The sequence below is a fragment of the Streptomyces sp. NPDC017202 genome (assembly GCF_044331705.1).
In the GTDB taxonomy this organism is placed as follows: domain Bacteria; phylum Actinomycetota; class Actinomycetes; order Streptomycetales; family Streptomycetaceae; genus Streptomyces.
This window is the reverse complement of record NZ_JBIRNP010000002.1, coordinates 174,944-190,521: the sequence shown is the minus strand read 5'-3', so window position 1 is coordinate 190,521 and position 15,578 is coordinate 174,944. Positions and strand designations below refer to the sequence as shown.

Below are 15,578 nucleotides of genomic sequence, written 5' to 3'. Positions count from 1 at the left end.
CAAACTCCTTCGGCGGACTCGCCCCCGGCGGCCTCCGCAAGGCCCCGGTCGGCCGCCGTCGACCCCGTCCGCCCCTGCCTTCGCGGTCGTGCGACCCGCGGATCCTCCGCGGCCGCCCGACCGGCGGGGCCACGGAGGGATCACCCCTACGCGCCCCGCCCAGTACCGGAATCGGGTTACGTCCCCCGCTCAGGACCGGAATCAGGTCGTCCGACCTGTCCTGGCTCCCGGGCCCACGCACCCCGCTGATCGCTCGCATGTTCCTACTTCTCGTCCGGCACCCGGGGCGGGCTGACCGTCGTGCGCGGCGAACGCCGCTGGGACGAGGTACGCACGATCAGTTCCGTCGGTATCACCTGCTCGACCGGCCGGTCGGTCTCGACGCCCTCGATCGCGTCGATGAGGAGCTGCACCACCGCGGTGCCGATGCGCCGGGGCTTCAGCGACAGCGTGGTGATGGGCGGTTCGGTGTTGGCGTAGACGGTGGACTCGCTGCAGCACACCAGCAGCAGGTCCTCCGGTACGCGCAGGCCGTAGCGGCGCGCGGCGGCGAGCAGATCGGTGCCGTTGGGGTCGAACAGGCCGTAGACGGCGTCGGGGCGGTCCGGCCGGGCCAGCAGCCGGTCGGCGGCGACGGCGCCCGCGCACGGATCGTGGGCGGGGTAGGCCTCGTAGACCGGGTCCTGTCCGACGCGCTCGCACCAGTGCAGATACGCGCTGGTCGACAGGTGGGTGTAGGTGTCGGTGGTGGTGCCGGTGAGGAGACCGATGCGGCGGGCGCCGGCGGCGGCCAGATGGTCGAGGATGTCGAGGACGGCCGCCTCGTGGTCGTTGTCCACCCACGCGGTGACCGGGAGCGGGCCGGCCGGGCGGCCGTCGGAGACGACGGGTAACCCCTGCCGGACGAGTTCGCCGACCACCGGATCCTGGTCGGACGGGTCGATGACGACCGTGCCGTCCAGGGCGACGTTCGACCACACGTCGTGGCGCGAGGTGGCGGGGAGGATGACGAGGGCGTAGCCGCGGGCGAGCGCGGCGGAGGTGGCGGCCCGCGCCATCTCGGCGAAGTACGCGAACTCGGTGAAGGTGAAAGGTTCATCCCCATAGGTGGTCACGGTCAGACCGATGAGGCCCGACTTGCCGGTACGGAGGGTTCGGGCCGCGGCCGAGGGGCGGTAGCCCAGTCGTTCGGCGACCTCGCGGACGTGGCGTCGGGTGGCGTCCGGGAGCCTGCCCTTGCCGTTGAGGGCATCGGAGACGGTCGTGATGGAGACTCCGGCGGCGGCGGCCACATCCCTGATGCCCGCTCGGCCCGGCCGGTTGCCTCGACGTGAGGTTTCCGCGCGGCTCACCTGGTGCTTCCCTGCTGCTGTCATAGCGAGCCGATAGTAGGGCTCATCCGGTGGGGTAGGGCGGACGCATATGCACGCATTGACAGGCACGTTTCTGCATGGCGAGAATAGGTCAACTGCCTTGGAAAGAAAGGTAGTTGACCCCATCCACGCCAGGACGTGGCGCGTGGGAAGGGATGAACCTGCCAAGGCGCCGATGTTTCGAAGAGGTCTCAACTCACCTGCACGGGGGATGCGCGCCACGGCGCGAGCCACCGGCGCGTAGATATATGTACGGCGCGCCCCCAGCGTGCACGCCTTCGTCCGTCTTCGTGCGGGGATGCCGCTGATGTGGAGGAGCGCGTGATGGCTCCGCACGGTTTTGGCCGAGGGAGGTCCGTCTCCAGCTGTACGCATGCGGGCCGAATCCTCATAAGGTGAGCAGTATTGAGCCGGTGGTGGTCACGAGGAGGACTGCGGTGAGCGAGACAAGCCCCAAGCTGCGCGCCGAGCTGGAGGGGATCCCCACCTACAAGCCGGGCAAGCCGGCTGCGGCGGGCGGTCCCGTGGCCTACAAGCTGTCCTCCAACGAGAACCCCTACCCGCCGCTGCCGGGCGTGCTGGAGCGCGTCACGGCCCTCGCCGGGTCGTTCAACCGCTACCCGGACATGGCGTGCTCGGGTCTGGTGGAGGAGTTGTCCGAGCGCTTCGGCGTGCCGGCCTCGCACATCGCCACGGGCACCGGCTCGGTCGGCGTCGCCCAGCAGCTGATCCAGTCGACGGCGGGGCCGGGCGACGAGGTGATCTACGCGTGGCGGTCCTTCGAGGCGTACCCGATCATCACGCAGATCAGCGGTGCGACCTCGGTGCGGGTGCCGCTGACGGCCGGCGATGTGCACGATCTGGACGCGATGGCCGACGCCATCACCGAGCGGACCCGGCTGATCTTCGTCTGCAACCCCAACAACCCCACGGGGACCGTGGTGCGGCGGGCCGAGCTGGAGCGGTTCCTGGACCGGGTGCCGAGTGATGTCCTGGTGGTGCTCGACGAGGCCTACCGGGAGTTCGTCCGCGACGCAGAGGTGCCGGACGGTGTCGTGCTGTACCGGGAGCGGCCGAACGTCTGTGTCCTGCGGACGTTCTCGAAAGCGTACGGGCTTGCCGGGCTGCGGGTCGGTTTCGCGATCGCCCATGAGCCGGTGGCGGCGGCGCTGCGCAAGACGGCGGTGCCGTTCGGGGTGAGCCAGATCGCGCAGGAGGCGGCGATCGCCTCGCTGCAGGCCGAGGACGAGCTGCTTGGCCGGGTCGGTTCCCTGGTCTGCGAGCGCAACCGGGTGGTCGAGGGGCTGCGCGCCCAGGGCTGGACGGTGCCGGAGACGCAGGCCAACTTCGTGTGGCTGAGGCTGGGTGAGCGCACGGCCGCCTTCGCGTCGGCGTGCGAGCAGGCGGGGGTCGTGATCCGGCCGTTCGTGGGCGAGGGTGTTCGGGTCACGATCGGGGAGACCGAGGCCAACGACATCTTCCTCAAGGCGGCCGAGGCGTTCCGTGAGGATCACTTTTAGGACCGAACGCTGAGGCGTACGGGGAGGCACGAAGGATCACCTGGAGACGCGGAGGAAGGCCCCGGCCCAGGTCGCAGCGTTTGGCGTCCCGGTTTCACGTGAAACCGGGACGCCTTTTTTGCGCCAGGGGCCGAGTGGTCCACCTCTGGCGGGTCCGCCGGTCCAGGTGAGGGACCCCCCGCCCATCCAAGATCGAACGGGCATGCGGCATAATTGCTTGTGAATGTGAACGCGTTCACAAGCGTGTCCGGTTGCTCCGACGGTGTGTGTGACACAAGGGGCAAATCGCCGCTCGCGCGGCTACGTAAGGAGACTGACGACGTGGACCTGGCTCTGGCGCCGGAGACGCTGGCGCGCTGGCAGTTCGGCATCACCACCGTCTACCACTTCCTTTTCGTCCCCCTGACGATCTCGCTCGCGGCGCTCACCGCCGGGTTGCAGACCGCCTGGGTGCGTACCGACAAGGAGAAGTACCTCAGGGCGACGAAGTTCTGGGGCAAGCTCTTTCTGATCAACATCGCGATGGGTGTCGTCACCGGCATCGTGCAGGAGTTCCAGTTCGGCATGAACTGGTCGGACTACTCCCGCTTCGTCGGCGACGTCTTCGGCGCTCCCCTGGCGTTCGAGGCCCTCATAGCCTTCTTCTTCGAGTCCACCTTCATCGGCCTGTGGATCTTCGGCTGGGACAAGCTGCCCAAGAAGATCCACCTGGCCTGCATCTGGATGGTCTCGATCGGCACGCTGCTGTCGGCCTACTTCATCCTCGCGGCCAACTCCTGGATGCAGCACCCCGTCGGTTACCGCATCAACGAGGCGAAGGGCCGCGCGGAACTCACCGACTTCTGGCGCGTCCTCACGCAGAACACCGCTCTCAACCAGGTCTTCCACAGCTTCTCGGCGGCCTTCCTGACCGGTGGCGCCTTCATGGTGGGCATTGCAGCCTTCCACCTGATGCGCAAGAAGCACATCCCCGAGATGCGGACCTCCCTGCGGCTCGGCCTGGTCACCCTGGCGGTCGGCGGACTGCTCACCGCGGTCAGCGGCGACACCCTCGGCAAGGTCATGTACGAACAGCAGCCGATGAAGATGGCCGCGGCCGAGGCGCTGTGGGACGGGGAGGAGCCCGCGCCCTTCTCCGTGTTCGCGTACGGGGACGTCGACGAGGGCCACAACAAGGTGGCCCTGGAGATCCCCGGCCTGCTGTCCTTCCTGGCCCACAGCGACTTCGAGTCGTACGTGCCGGGTATCAACGACACCAACGAAGCGCTTCAGCAGCAGTTCGGACCCGGCGACTACAAGCCCATCGTCCCGGTGGCCTACTGGGGCTTCCGCTGGATGATCGGTTTCGGCATGGCGTCGTTCTCCCTCGGCCTGGCCGGTCTGTGGCTCACCCGCAAGCGGTTCCTGCTGCCGGCCGCCCTGCGGACCGGGGAAGACGAGGTGCCGCATCTGGTCCTGCTGAAGAAGCCCCTCGGCTCGAGGCTCACCCGGCTCTACTGGCTCCTGGCGCTGTGGACCATGGCGTTCCCGCTGATCGCCAACTCCTGGGGCTGGATCTTCACCGAGATGGGCCGCCAGCCCTGGGTCGTGTACGGCGTGATGCAGACCCGGGACGCCGTCTCCCCCGGTGTCTCCCAGGCCGAGGTCCTCACTTCGATGATCACCTTCACCGTGCTCTACGCAGTCCTCGCCGTCGTCGAGGTCAAGCTGCTCGTGAAGTACGTGAAGGCCGGCCCGCCCGAGCTGACCGAGGCCGACCTCAACCCGCCCACGAAGATCGGCGGCGACTCCCGTGACGCCGACAAGCCGATGGCCTTCTCCTACTAGGCCGAGGGAGCTGCACAGTCATGGAACTGCACGACGTCTGGTTCGTCCTCATCGCCGTCCTGTGGATCGGCTACTTCTTCCTGGAAGGCTTCGACTTCGGGGTCGGTATCCTCACCAAGCTGCTCGCCCGCGACCGCCCCGAGCGGCGGGTGCTCATCAACACCGTCGGACCCGTCTGGGACGGTAACGAGGTGTGGCTTCTCACTGCGGGCGGCGCGACCTTCGCCGCCTTCCCCGAGTGGTACGCCACGCTCTTCTCCGGCTTCTACCTGCCGCTTCTGCTCATCCTGGTCTGTCTCATCGTGCGGGGCGTCGCCTTCGAGTACCGGGCCAAGCGGCCCGAGGAGAACTGGCAGCGCAACTGGGAGCACGCCATTTTCTGGACCTCGCTCCTTCCCGCGTTCCTGTGGGGCGTGGCCTTCGGCAACATCGTGCGCGGCGTGAAGATCGACCAGGACTTCGAGTACGTCGGTGGCGTCGGAGACCTGCTCAACCCGTACGCGCTGCTCGGCGGTCTGGTGACCCTGACGCTGTTCACCTTCCACGGCGCGGTGTTCACGGCCCTCAAGACCGTCGGTGACATCCGGGAGCGGGCGCGGCAGCTCGCGACCAAGGTCGGTCTGGCGACCGCCGTGTCCGCGCTGGTCTTCCTGCTGTGGACGCAGATCGAGAGTGGTGACGGCAAGAGCCTCGTGGCCCTGGTGGTGGCTGTCGCCGCCCTGGTCGCGGCACTCGTGGCGAACCAGGCGGGTCGTGAGGGCTGGTCGTTCGCCCTCTCCGGCCTCACCATCGTGGCCGCCGTCGCGATGCTCTTCCTGACGCTCTTCCCGAACGTCATGCCGTCCTCGCTCGATTCGGACTGGAGCCTCACGGTGACCAACGCCTCGTCGAGCCCGTACACCCTGAAGATCATGACCTGGTGTGCGGGACTCGCCACGCCGGTCGTCCTGGTGTACCAGGGGTGGACCTACTGGGTGTTCCGCAAGCGGATCGGTACGCAGCACATCGCTGAGGCCGTGCACTGAGATCGAGGTGAGGCATGTTTCACGTGAAAAGCGCGTTTCACGTGAAACATGCTTCTTGACGAAAAAGGTGTGTTCCACGTGAAACCGATCGACCCGCGTCTTCTCCGATACGCCCGCGCCACCCGCCTCTTCCTGATGGCGGTCGTCGGCCTGGGCGCCGTCGGAGCGGTGCTGGTGATCGCTCAGGCGATGCTCATCGCCGAGGTGGTGGTCGGCGCGTTCGAGCAGGGCCGGCCGATCGGGGACCTTCGCACGCCACTGATGTGGCTGGTGGCGGTGGCGGTCGGCCGGGCGCTGGTCTCCTGGCTCACCGAACTCTCCGCACACCGTGCGAGCGCCGCGGTGAAGTCGGAGTTGCGAGGTCGGCTGCTGGAGCGGGCGGCCCTGCTGGGTCCGGAGTGGCTGGGCGGGCAGCGGACCGGGTCACTGGTCGCGCTCGCCACCCGGGGCGTGGACGCCCTCGACGACTACTTCTCGCGGTATCTGCCGCAGTTGGGTCTCGCGGTGGTGGTGCCGGTGGCGGTACTGGCGCGGATCGTGACCGAGGACTGGGTGTCGGCCGCGATCATCGCCGGTACCCTGCCGCTGATTCCCGTCTTCATGGTGCTGATCGGCTGGGCCACGCAGTCACGGATGGACCGCCAGTGGCGACTACTGTCCCGGCTGTCCGGGCACTTCCTGGACGTCGTCGCGGGACTGCCCACGCTCAAGGTGTTCGGGCGGGCCAAGGCGCAGGCCGAGTCGATCCGTCGGATCACCGGCGAGTACCGGCAGGCGACCATGCGGACGTTGCGGATCGCCTTCCTCTCGTCGTTCGCGCTGGAGTTGCTGGCGACGCTCTCGGTGGCCCTCGTCGCCGTGACGATCGGCATGCGGCTCGTGCACGGCGAGATGGACCTGTACACCGGCCTGGTCATTCTGGTGCTCGCGCCCGAGGCGTATCTTCCGCTGCGGCAGGTCGGGGCCCAGTTCCACGCGGCCGCCGAAGGGCTCGCCGCGGCAGAGGAGATCTTCGAGGTCCTGGAAACCCCGGTGCCGGTGTCGGGCACGGGCGTGGTGCCGACGGGCGGCGTGTCCTTCGAGAACGTGACGGTCCGCTACCCCGGACGCTCCGTCGATGCCCTCTCGGACGTGTCCTTCACCGTCGCCCCCGGAGAGACGGTGGCACTCGTCGGGCCTAGCGGCGCGGGCAAGTCGACCTTGCTGAACGCCTTCCTGGGATTCGTCCGTCCGGCCGAGGGCCGGGTGAGCGTCGGGGGAGCCGACCTCGCGGACATCGACCTGGAGCAGTGGCGGTCCCGGATCGCCTGGGTGCCCCAGCACCCGCACCTCTGCGCCGGAACGATCGCCGAGAACGTACGGCTGGCGCGTCCCGACGCCGATGACGCCGCCGTACGCCGGGCGCTCGGGGACGCGGGCGCGCTGGAGTTCGTGGACGGGCTGCCGGACGGCGTCGAGACGGTGCTGGGCGAGGACGGGGCCGGGCTGTCCGCCGGCCAGCGTCAGCGGCTCGCGCTGGCACGGGCGTTCCTCGCGGACCGGCCCGTGCTGCTGCTGGACGAGCCCACGGCCGCGCTCGACGGGGAGACCGAGGCGGAGGTCGTGGCGGCCGTACGACGGCTGGCGATCGGCCGGACGGTCCTGTTGGTGGTGCACCGCCCGGCGCTGCTCGCGGTGGCGGACCGGGTGGTGCGGCTCGAGGCGAAGGGTACGGCAACACGAGGACCCGTGACGGTCCCACGTCAGGGCTCCCGAGCCGTCCGGGAAGACGCCGTGCCCGCCGTCCAGGCGCCGGAGGAGACGCGGACCGGCCCGGCCGAGAGCGGGGTCCTCGCCCGGGTCCGGGGCATGGCGGGCGCCCGGCGTGGACGCCTCGGTCTCGCGCTGCTCCTCGGCAGCCTGGCCCTCGGCAGCGCCGTCGGCCTCATGGCCACCTCCGGTTGGCTCATCTCACGTGCCTCGCAACAGCCGCCGGTTCTCTACCTGATGGTGGCCGTGACCGCGACCAGGGCCTTCGGCATCGGACGGGCAGTCTTCCGGTACGCCGAGCGGCTGGTGTCGCACGACGCCGTACTGCGGATGCTCGCCGACACCCGGGTCGCCGTCTACCGGCGGCTGGAGCGGCTCGCCCCCGCCGGGCTGCGCACCACGCGTCGCGGCGACCTGCTGACGCGGCTCGTCGCCGACGTGGACGCCCTCCAGGACTACTGGCTGCGCTGGCTGCTGCCCGCCGCGTCCGCAGTCGTCGTCTGCGCGGGGTCCGTCGCGTTCACGGCGTGGCTGCTGCCGGCGGCGGGGGCCGTACTCGCTGCGGGGTTGCTCGCGGCCGGGGTGGGCGTCCCGCTGGTCACCGGTGCCGTGGCACGCCGGGCCGAGCACCGGCTCGCCCCGGCACGAGGAGCGCTCGCCGTCCGCGCCGCAGACCTGCTCACCGGCACCGCCGAACTGACCGTTGCGGGCGCCCTGCCCGCCCGTACGGCCGCGGTCCGGGCGGCGGACTCCGCGCTCACCCGGATCGCCTCGCGCGCCGCGACCGCCACCGCGCTCGGCGGCGGGCTGACCGCGCTCGTCTCCGGACTGACCGTGGCCGGCGCCGCCCTCGTGGGTGCGCAGGCCGTCGATGCGGGACGGCTGAGCGGAGTGACCATGGCCGTGGTCGTCCTCACTCCGCTCGCCGCCTTCGAGGCGGTCATGGGTCTGCCGCTCGCGGTCCAGTACCGCCAGCGGGTGCGCAGAAGCGCGGAGCGCGTGTACGAGGTCCTGGACCTTCCCGAGCCGGTGCGGGAGCCGGAGCTGCCCCGGCGGGCGCCCGCGTCGCCGTTCCCGCTCGTCCTCAAGGGCCTCTCCGCCCGCCACGCGGGGCAGGATCGGGACGCCCTCGCCGGCCTCGACCTCACCGTGGAGCAGGGTCGGAGGATCGCCGTCGTCGGAGCCTCCGGGGCCGGCAAGACGACGCTCGCACAGGTGCTGCTGCGCTTCCTGGACTCCGGAGCGGGCTCGTACACGCTCGGCGGGGTGGACGCGTACGCCCTGGACGGGGACGACGTACGGCGGCTGGTCGGGCTGTGCGCGCAGGACGCCCACCTCTTCGACAGCTCGGTCCGCGAGAACCTGCTGCTGGCGAAGAAGGACGCCACCGAGGACGACCTGCGCGACGCGCTGGCGCGAGCCCGGCTGCTGGAGTGGGCTGACGAACTGCCCGACGGGCTCGACACGCTCGTCGGCGAGCACGGTGCCCGGCTCTCCGGTGGGCAGCGCCAGCGGCTCGCCCTCGCCCGCGCGCTCCTCGCCGACTTCCCCGTCCTGGTGCTCGACGAACCCGCCGAGCACCTCGACCTGCCGACCGCCGACGCGCTCACGACGGACCTGCTGGCTGCCACCGAAGGCCGCACCACGCTCCTCATCACCCACCGGCTCGCCGGACTCGAAGCGGTGGACGAGGTGGTCGTCCTGGGCGAGGGACGGATCGTGCAACGGGGCGCGTATGCGGAACTGGCCTCCGCGGAGGGACCGCTGCGCGAGATGGCCGAGCGTGAGGAGGCGGCGGAGCTGCTGGTGCGGGCGGGGTGACCCCCGCTCCTTTCCGCGCCGGCGCGGCGGCCGCGGGCTGTCCGTCCTGAACGAGCGCCCGGCGCGGCCCGCACTCGGCCATTCGGAGTCGCTGGTCCCCCAGGCGTATGACCAGAACAGGACCTGGGGCGGTCGGCCGGGACAGGATCGCTGGCATGCGCTCATCTCGTCGTCGTCCGCTGCTGGTTCCTGCCCTGCTGTGCGCGGCCCTGGTGCTGGTGGCGCGGCCCACGACCGCCGACGGGGAGCCGGGCGGTGACGGCCCCGGCGGACCCGGCTCCGGACTCAGCGCGCAGGTGGCGCGGCTGTACGAGGAGGCGGCCGTGGCCACCCAGCGGTACCAGGAGGGGCGCGTCGAGGCCGGGAAACAGCGGACGAAGGCCCAGCGCCTGGAGCAACTCCTCGTCCTCGAGCGGCAGGAGATCACCGTCCTGCACGAGGACCTGGGCCGGATCGCGCGCGCCCAGTACCGCGGCAGCGGCGGGCTGCCCGTCGCCGCGCAGCTCGTCCTGTCGAGCAGCCCCGACGCGTTGATGCGGGGCCAGCACATCCTCTCGCGGACGAACCTGGTGGTGGACAACGCGATCGGCAAGAGCCGGCGGGCCGAGACCCGGCTGGCCGCCGACGAGGCGAGGGCGGTGCGGGTGCGGCAGGCGTTGGAACGGCGCAACACCGAACTCGCCGCTCTGAAGACGGGCATCGAGCAGAAGCTGGAACAGGCGCGGTGGCAGTTGCAGGGGCAGGCGGACGCCTCGGTCGCCGCCGGTGCCTGTCGTGGCGCCGAGCGGTTCGACCGGCCGCCGACCCCTGACCCGCGGGAGTGGGTCGTGCCGGTCGACGGCTACACCCTGTCCGCGAGTTTCGGCAGTGGCGGCGCCCGATGGGCCAGCCGGCACACAGGTCAGGACTTCGCGGTGCCGATCGGCACGCCGGTGAAGGCGGCCGGCGCGGGCCGTGTGGTGCGGGTGTCGTGCGGTGGGGCCTTCGGCATCGAGGTCGTGCTCCGGCACCCAGGCGGCTACTACACGCAGTACGCCCACCTGGCGTCGGTGGCCGTCGACCAGGGCGAGAGCGTGTCGGCCGGACAGTGGATCGGTCAGTCGGGCACCAGCGGCAACTCCTCCGGCCCGCATCTGCATTTCGAGGTGCGGGTCACTCCGGACATGGGGTCGGCCGTCGACCCGGTGCCGTGGCTGGCGGCACGCGGGGCGCCCGTGAGGTAGCGCCGCGGCACCTGGTTCAGCCGGAGGCCTGGAGCCGCTCGGCGATCAGGCGCTCGATGACGACGGCGACCCCGTCGTCGTTGTTGGCCACCGTCTGTCCGGAGGCTGCCGCGATCACCTCCGGGTGCGCGTTGCCCATGGCGTACGAACGGCCCGCCCAGGTGAGCATCTCGACGTCGTTCGGCATGTCCCCGAACGCGACGACCTCCTCGTGCGAGATGCCCCGCTCAGCGCAGCACAGGGCGAGCGTGCTGGCCTTGGAGACGCCGGGACCGCTGATCTCCAGCAGCGCGCTGGGGCTGGAGCGGGTGACGTTGGCGCGGTCGCCGACGGCCAGCCGGGCCAGTGTGAGGAAGGCGTCGGGGTCGAGCGTGGGATGGAACGCCAGGATCTTCAGGACCGGCTCATCTGCTCCCGGGGCGTCCGGTGCCAGCAGTTGCTCGGCGGTCGCGAGGGAGTCGGGGATCTCCAGATGCATCTTGGGATACTCCGGCTCCTGGTAGAAGCCGTACGTCTGCTCGATCGCGTACATGGTCCCGGGCGCCGCCTCGCGCAGCAGCCGTACCGCGTCCAGGGCGTTCTCGCGGGCCAGCTCGCGCACCTTCACGAACTGGTGGGTGCCGGGACCGCCGTGCAGATCGACCACGGCGGCGCCGTTACCGCAGATCGCCAGGCCGTGCCCGTGGACGTGGTCGCTGACGACGTCCATCCAGCGGGCGGGGCGGCCGGTGACGAAGAAGACCTCGATGCCCGCCTCCTCGGCGGCGGCGAGGGCCGCGACGGTGCGTGGGGACACCGACTTGTCGTCGCGCAGCAGGGTCCCGTCGAGATCGGTGGCGATCAGCCGCGGCGGGGTTGCGGCGGCCGGGTTCTCGGGCTGTCGAGTCGCTGAGGTCACCCGGTCATTCTCCCGTATCGATGCGCACGGCCGTGCGGGAGCCCGCACAGATGAGTCATGCCGGCCGACACCGCAGGTCGGCCGGGGTGACCAGTACCGAGGTCAGCGCAGCTGTGTCGGGGCCTCCATGGCGATCCGCTCGAAGACCTTCTGGTCCGCGGCGAAGTCGGACTCCGGGATGGGCCAGTGGATGACGATCTCCGTGAAGCCGAGCGCCTGGTGGCGGCCCGCGAAGTCCACGAAGGCGTCCAGGGACTCCAGCGGCCGGCCGCGGTCCGGGGTGAATCCGGTGAGCAGGATCTTGTCCAGGGTGGTCACGTCCCGGCCGAGTGCCACGCAGGCGTCCGTGAGCTTCTCGACCTGTCCGCGGATGGCCTCGACCGACTGCTCGGGGGTGCCGTTCTCGTACAGCTTGGGGTCACCGGTGGTCACCCAGGCCTGGCCGTGGCGTGCGGCGAGCCTCAGTCCGCGCGGGCCGGTCGCGGCGACGGCGAAGGGCAGTCGGGGGCGCTGCACGCAGCCGGGGATGTTGCGCGCCTCGTGCGCCGAGTAGAAGTTGCCCTCGTAGGAGACCGAGTCCTCGGTGAGCAGCCGGTCCAGGAGAGGCACGAACTCGCCGAACCGGTCGGCCCGCTCGCGGGGCGTCCACGGCTCCTGGCCGAGGGCGGTGGCGTCGAAGCCCGTGCCGCCCGCGCCGATCCCGAGGGTGACCCGGCCGCCGGAGATGTCGTCCAGGGAGATCAGGTCCTTGGCGAGGGTCACCGGATGCCGGAAGTTCGGCGAGGTCACCAGGGTGCCCAGACGCAGTCGCTCGGTGGCGGACGCGGCGGCGGTCAGTGTCGGGATCGCGCCGAACCAGGGGCCGTCCCGGAAACTGCGCCAGGACAGATGGTCGTAGGTGTACCCGGTGTGGAAGCCGAGCTGCTCGGCGCGCGTCCAGGCCGAGCGGCCGCCCTCGTGCCAACGGCGGTACGGGAGGATCACGGTGCTCAGTCGCAGACTCATGTCGTCGAGCGTATGCGGCCGACGGTGTTTCACGTGAAACCGTCACCGTGCGTGCCGGGCGAGCCACGGCGTGAGTCCTTGGCCGGCCATGTGCACGTGACCGTGCGGCAGCGGCATGATCAGGGGCCGGCGAAGCTCAGTGCGGGCTGGGAAAACGCAGGTAACGCGGCGGTACGGCCTTCGTCAGCCAGACCCCGTTCGCGCTCACGTGAAAGACATGTCCGTCGTGGTGCATGGCTGTCGCATCCACGGCGAGCACCACCGGCCGCCCTCGGCGCGCGCCCACCAGGGTCGCGGTCTCACGGTCGGCGGAGAGGTGCACGTCGTGCCGGTTCATGGGCCGCAGTCCCTCGGCCCGGATCGCCTCCAGATACCGGGCCACGGTGCCGTGGTAGAGGTACGGGGGTGGGATCGCCGCCGGGAGAGCGAGGTCCACGTCGATGCTGTGGCCCTGGCTGGCACGAATCCGTGTGCCCTCGACCGCGAAGCGCTTCTTGTCGTTCGTGGCGACGACGTGGTCCAGTTCGTCCCGCGTGAAGGGGAAACCGTGGGCCGCGGCTGCCGCGATGAGCGCTTCGATCTCGACCCAGCCGGCCTCGTCGAGGGTGAGGCCGATGCGCTCGGGCTGGTGGCGCAGGTGCTTGGAGAGGTACTTCGACACCTTTACGGTGCGTCTTTCGTCCATCCGATCAGCATGACGGGAGAGACGGGGATCACGCACGGAGTTTTGCGCCCGATGTTTGATCCACAAGCAACTGCGTTTATCCACAGGAGACTTGGCGAATCTGTGGACAACCACCATGACGGTGAGGGTATTTCGTCAACATCCCCGGACAGCAAAGAACTCGATACGTCGAGCCCGAACGAGGCGACGTCCTCATCGACTTCGGCGCCCTCACGATGACCGGCCGCCAAGTTCCTTACAGTCGAGGCTCCACGCGTGCGAGTCGCCTCAATACCCCTGGTGAGAGACGCGACAGGGCGTGAGAGATTCTCGCCTCCGGTGTCACCGGGACCACCGCCTCGTTGCGGGCCACCGCACGCAGGATCGTCCCGGCGACCTTCTCCGGAGGGTAGTTGCGCAGCGCGTACCAGCGGGTCGAGCGCTTCTGCCGACGCTTCTCCTCCTCCGCGTCGACACCGACGAACGTCGCCGTCGCGGTGATGTTGGTGTTGACCAGGCCGGGGCAGACCGCCGTCACTCCGATGTCCTGTCGGGCGAGTTCGGCACGCAGGCATTCGCTCAGCATCAGCACCGCGGCTTTCGACGCGCTGTACGCGGGAAGCGATCCGAAGGGCTGGAAGGCCGCCGCGGAGGCGGTGTTGACGATGTGACCACCCTGACCACGCTCCGCCATCTGCCTGCCGAACAGGCGGCAACCGTGAATGACTCCCCACAGGTTGACGTCCAGGACCCTGCGCCAGTCCTCCGGAGCGGTGTCGAAGAACGAACCCGCCAGCCCTACGCCCGCATTGTTCACCAGGACGTCCACCACGCCCTGTTCGGCGAGCACCTTCGCCGCCAGCTTCTCCATGGCCTGTTCGTCGGAGACGTCCACCGTCTCCGCCCAGGCACCCGCGGCCCCCATGAGACGGGCCGTCTCCGCGGTACGGAGGGCACTTTCGGCATCACGGTCGACCGCGATCACCCGGGCGCCCGCCTCGGCGAACGCGAGTGCCGTCGCCCGTCCGATGCCGCTTCCCGCACCGGTGACCAGCACCAACTGCCCACCGAAACGCTCGGCGTACGGACCGGCCGCCCTCGACCGCGGTCCCCCCTCCCGCGTGTTCCTGCCGCTCTCCGCCGAGTCCACGAACTCCGTGATCCAGGAGGCCAGCTGATCGGGGCGGGTGCGCGGCACCCAGTGCTTCGCCGGAAGCGTCCGGCGCGTCAACCGGGGAACCCACATCTCCAGTTCGTCGTACAGCCGCTCGGACAGGAAGGCGTCCCCCAGGGGCGTGATGAGCTGCACGGGCACGTGCGCGTGGGCGTCCGGGCGCGGACGGCGCAGCCGGGAGCGGACGTTGTCGCGGTACAGCCAGGCGCCGCGGGCGGCGTCGGAGGGCAGCGACGGCGTGGGGTACTCGCCACCGGGCACCTTCTCCAGCCGCCGCAGGATTCCCGGCCAGCGCTTGCCGAGAGGTCCCCGCCAGGCGAGTTCGGGCAGCGCGGGGGTGTGGAGCAGATACACGTACCAGGACTTCGCGCCCTGGCCCAGGAGTTGGCCGACACGGCGTGGAGTGGGGCGGGTGAGACGCTTGTTGATCCAGTGACCGAAGTGGTCGAGGGACGGGCCGGACATCGACGTGAAGGACGCGATCCTGCCCTTGGCGCGCTCGACCGTGACGAACTCCCAGGACTGCACCGAGCCCCAGTCGTGCCCGACCAGATGCACCGGACGGTCCGGGCTGACCGCGTCCGCCACCGCCAGGAAGTCGTCCGTCAGCTTCTCCAGGGTGAAACCGCCCCGCAGCGGGCGCGGCGTGCTGGACCGGCCATGGCCCCGGACGTCGTAGAGGACGACGTGGAAGCGGTCGGCCAGCCGGGACGCGACCTCGGACCACACCTCCTTGCTGTCCGGGTAGCCGTGCACCAGGACGACCGTCGGCCGTCCGGGATCCCCCAGTTCGGCCACGCACAGTTCGATCCCGCCGGTCCGCACCCGGCGCTCGCGCGCGCCCTCCAGCATCGTCACTCCGCCTCCGCCTTCCCCTGTGTCCGGCGCCGCATCTGCGGCAGATCGTTCCGGTGCCCGCTCCACTTCCGCGGCTCGTCCTGGAGCGGCCCCGCGAGCGGTCGCCCATGCTGTGTCCGCGCGGCCTCACGCTCCGTGACTCCCGGTTCGACCTGGCCGTCACGGCCGGGACGCACCGGTCCGCCGGGCGCCGCACCCGTCGGGATCCCGGCAGGTCACGGTAGGGCCCACGGGCCCGTGCCGTCGCCGTGCCACCTCGTCCCGCCGGTCCGCGTCGGCTGCGGTACGCGTCCGTGGCGAGACCCCGCCGAATCTGGCACTTGTTAGAGAAAGCGTCAATAGGGCGGCCGGGACGCCCGGGTCCCGTGTCGTCTAGACCTCAGGGTGGGGAACCCCTACGGGCCCGTACATCTCGAGTCTGAGACGAGGACAGCTCTGCGG

10 protein-coding genes are annotated in these 15,578 nt (G+C 70.4%); 5 read left to right on the top strand and 5 right to left on the bottom strand.

What is annotated here, in order from left to right; genetic code table 11:
• Positions 1-263 precede the first annotated feature (263 nt).
• Positions 264-1,376: a LacI family DNA-binding transcriptional regulator gene (locus ACH4N1_RS05075; RefSeq protein WP_398094590.1), complete on the bottom strand. Its 1,113-nt coding sequence runs from the start codon at positions 1,374-1,376 to the stop codon at positions 264-266.
• Positions 1,377-1,810: 434 nt separating this feature from the next.
• Here ACH4N1_RS05075 and hisC point away from each other — a divergent pair, with 434 nt between their 5' ends.
• The 5 genes from hisC to ACH4N1_RS05050 all read left to right on the top strand — a co-directional run bounded on the left by hisC (position 1,811) and on the right by ACH4N1_RS05050 (position 10,538).
• Positions 1,811-2,893, top strand: a complete 1,083-nt coding sequence (gene hisC, locus ACH4N1_RS05070) for a histidinol-phosphate transaminase (RefSeq protein ID WP_398094588.1) — start codon at positions 1,811-1,813, stop codon at positions 2,891-2,893.
• Between the two features lie 321 nt (positions 2,894-3,214).
• A complete protein-coding gene (locus ACH4N1_RS05065) occupies positions 3,215-4,720 on the top strand; it encodes a cytochrome ubiquinol oxidase subunit I (RefSeq protein WP_398094587.1) in 1,506 nt (501 codons plus the stop codon).
• A gap of 20 nt (positions 4,721-4,740) precedes the next feature.
• A complete protein-coding gene (gene cydB / locus ACH4N1_RS05060; RefSeq protein ID WP_398094586.1) occupies positions 4,741-5,745 on the top strand; it encodes a cytochrome d ubiquinol oxidase subunit II in 1,005 nt (334 codons plus the stop codon).
• Positions 5,746-5,823: 78 nt separating this feature from the next.
• Positions 5,824-9,315 (top strand): thiol reductant ABC exporter subunit CydD, encoded by a 3,492-nt coding sequence (gene cydD, locus ACH4N1_RS05055; protein ID WP_398094585.1) that lies wholly within the window; start codon positions 5,824-5,826, stop codon positions 9,313-9,315.
• Between the two features lie 155 nt (positions 9,316-9,470).
• Complete coding sequence (locus ACH4N1_RS05050; RefSeq protein WP_398094584.1) at positions 9,471-10,538, top strand: M23 family metallopeptidase; 1,068 nt, start codon at positions 9,471-9,473, stop codon at positions 10,536-10,538.
• Between the two features lie 16 nt (positions 10,539-10,554).
• Here the strand turns inward: ACH4N1_RS05050 and ACH4N1_RS05045 are convergent, their stop codons facing one another.
• The 4 genes from ACH4N1_RS05045 to ACH4N1_RS05030 all read right to left on the bottom strand — a co-directional run bounded on the left by ACH4N1_RS05045 (position 10,555) and on the right by ACH4N1_RS05030 (position 15,131).
• Positions 10,555-11,436 carry a Cof-type HAD-IIB family hydrolase gene (locus ACH4N1_RS05045; RefSeq protein ID WP_398094583.1) on the bottom strand — a complete coding sequence of 294 codons (882 nt, stop codon included), beginning with the start codon at positions 11,434-11,436 and terminating at the stop codon, positions 10,555-10,557.
• Positions 11,437-11,538: 102 nt separating this feature from the next.
• Positions 11,539-12,441 (bottom strand): LLM class flavin-dependent oxidoreductase, encoded by a 903-nt coding sequence (locus ACH4N1_RS05040; RefSeq protein WP_398094582.1) that lies wholly within the window; start codon positions 12,439-12,441, stop codon positions 11,539-11,541.
• A 136-nt stretch (positions 12,442-12,577) separates the two neighbouring features.
• Entirely contained in the window at positions 12,578-13,126 is a 549-nt protein-coding gene (locus ACH4N1_RS05035; protein WP_398094580.1) for an RNA 2'-phosphotransferase, read from the bottom strand.
• A 235-nt stretch (positions 13,127-13,361) separates the two neighbouring features.
• The gene (locus ACH4N1_RS05030) at positions 13,362-15,131 is read right to left on the bottom strand and encodes an SDR family oxidoreductase (RefSeq protein ID WP_398095241.1); all 1,770 of its coding nucleotides are present in this window, start codon (positions 15,129-15,131) and stop codon (positions 13,362-13,364) included.
• Between the last annotated feature and the right edge of the window lie 447 nt (positions 15,132-15,578).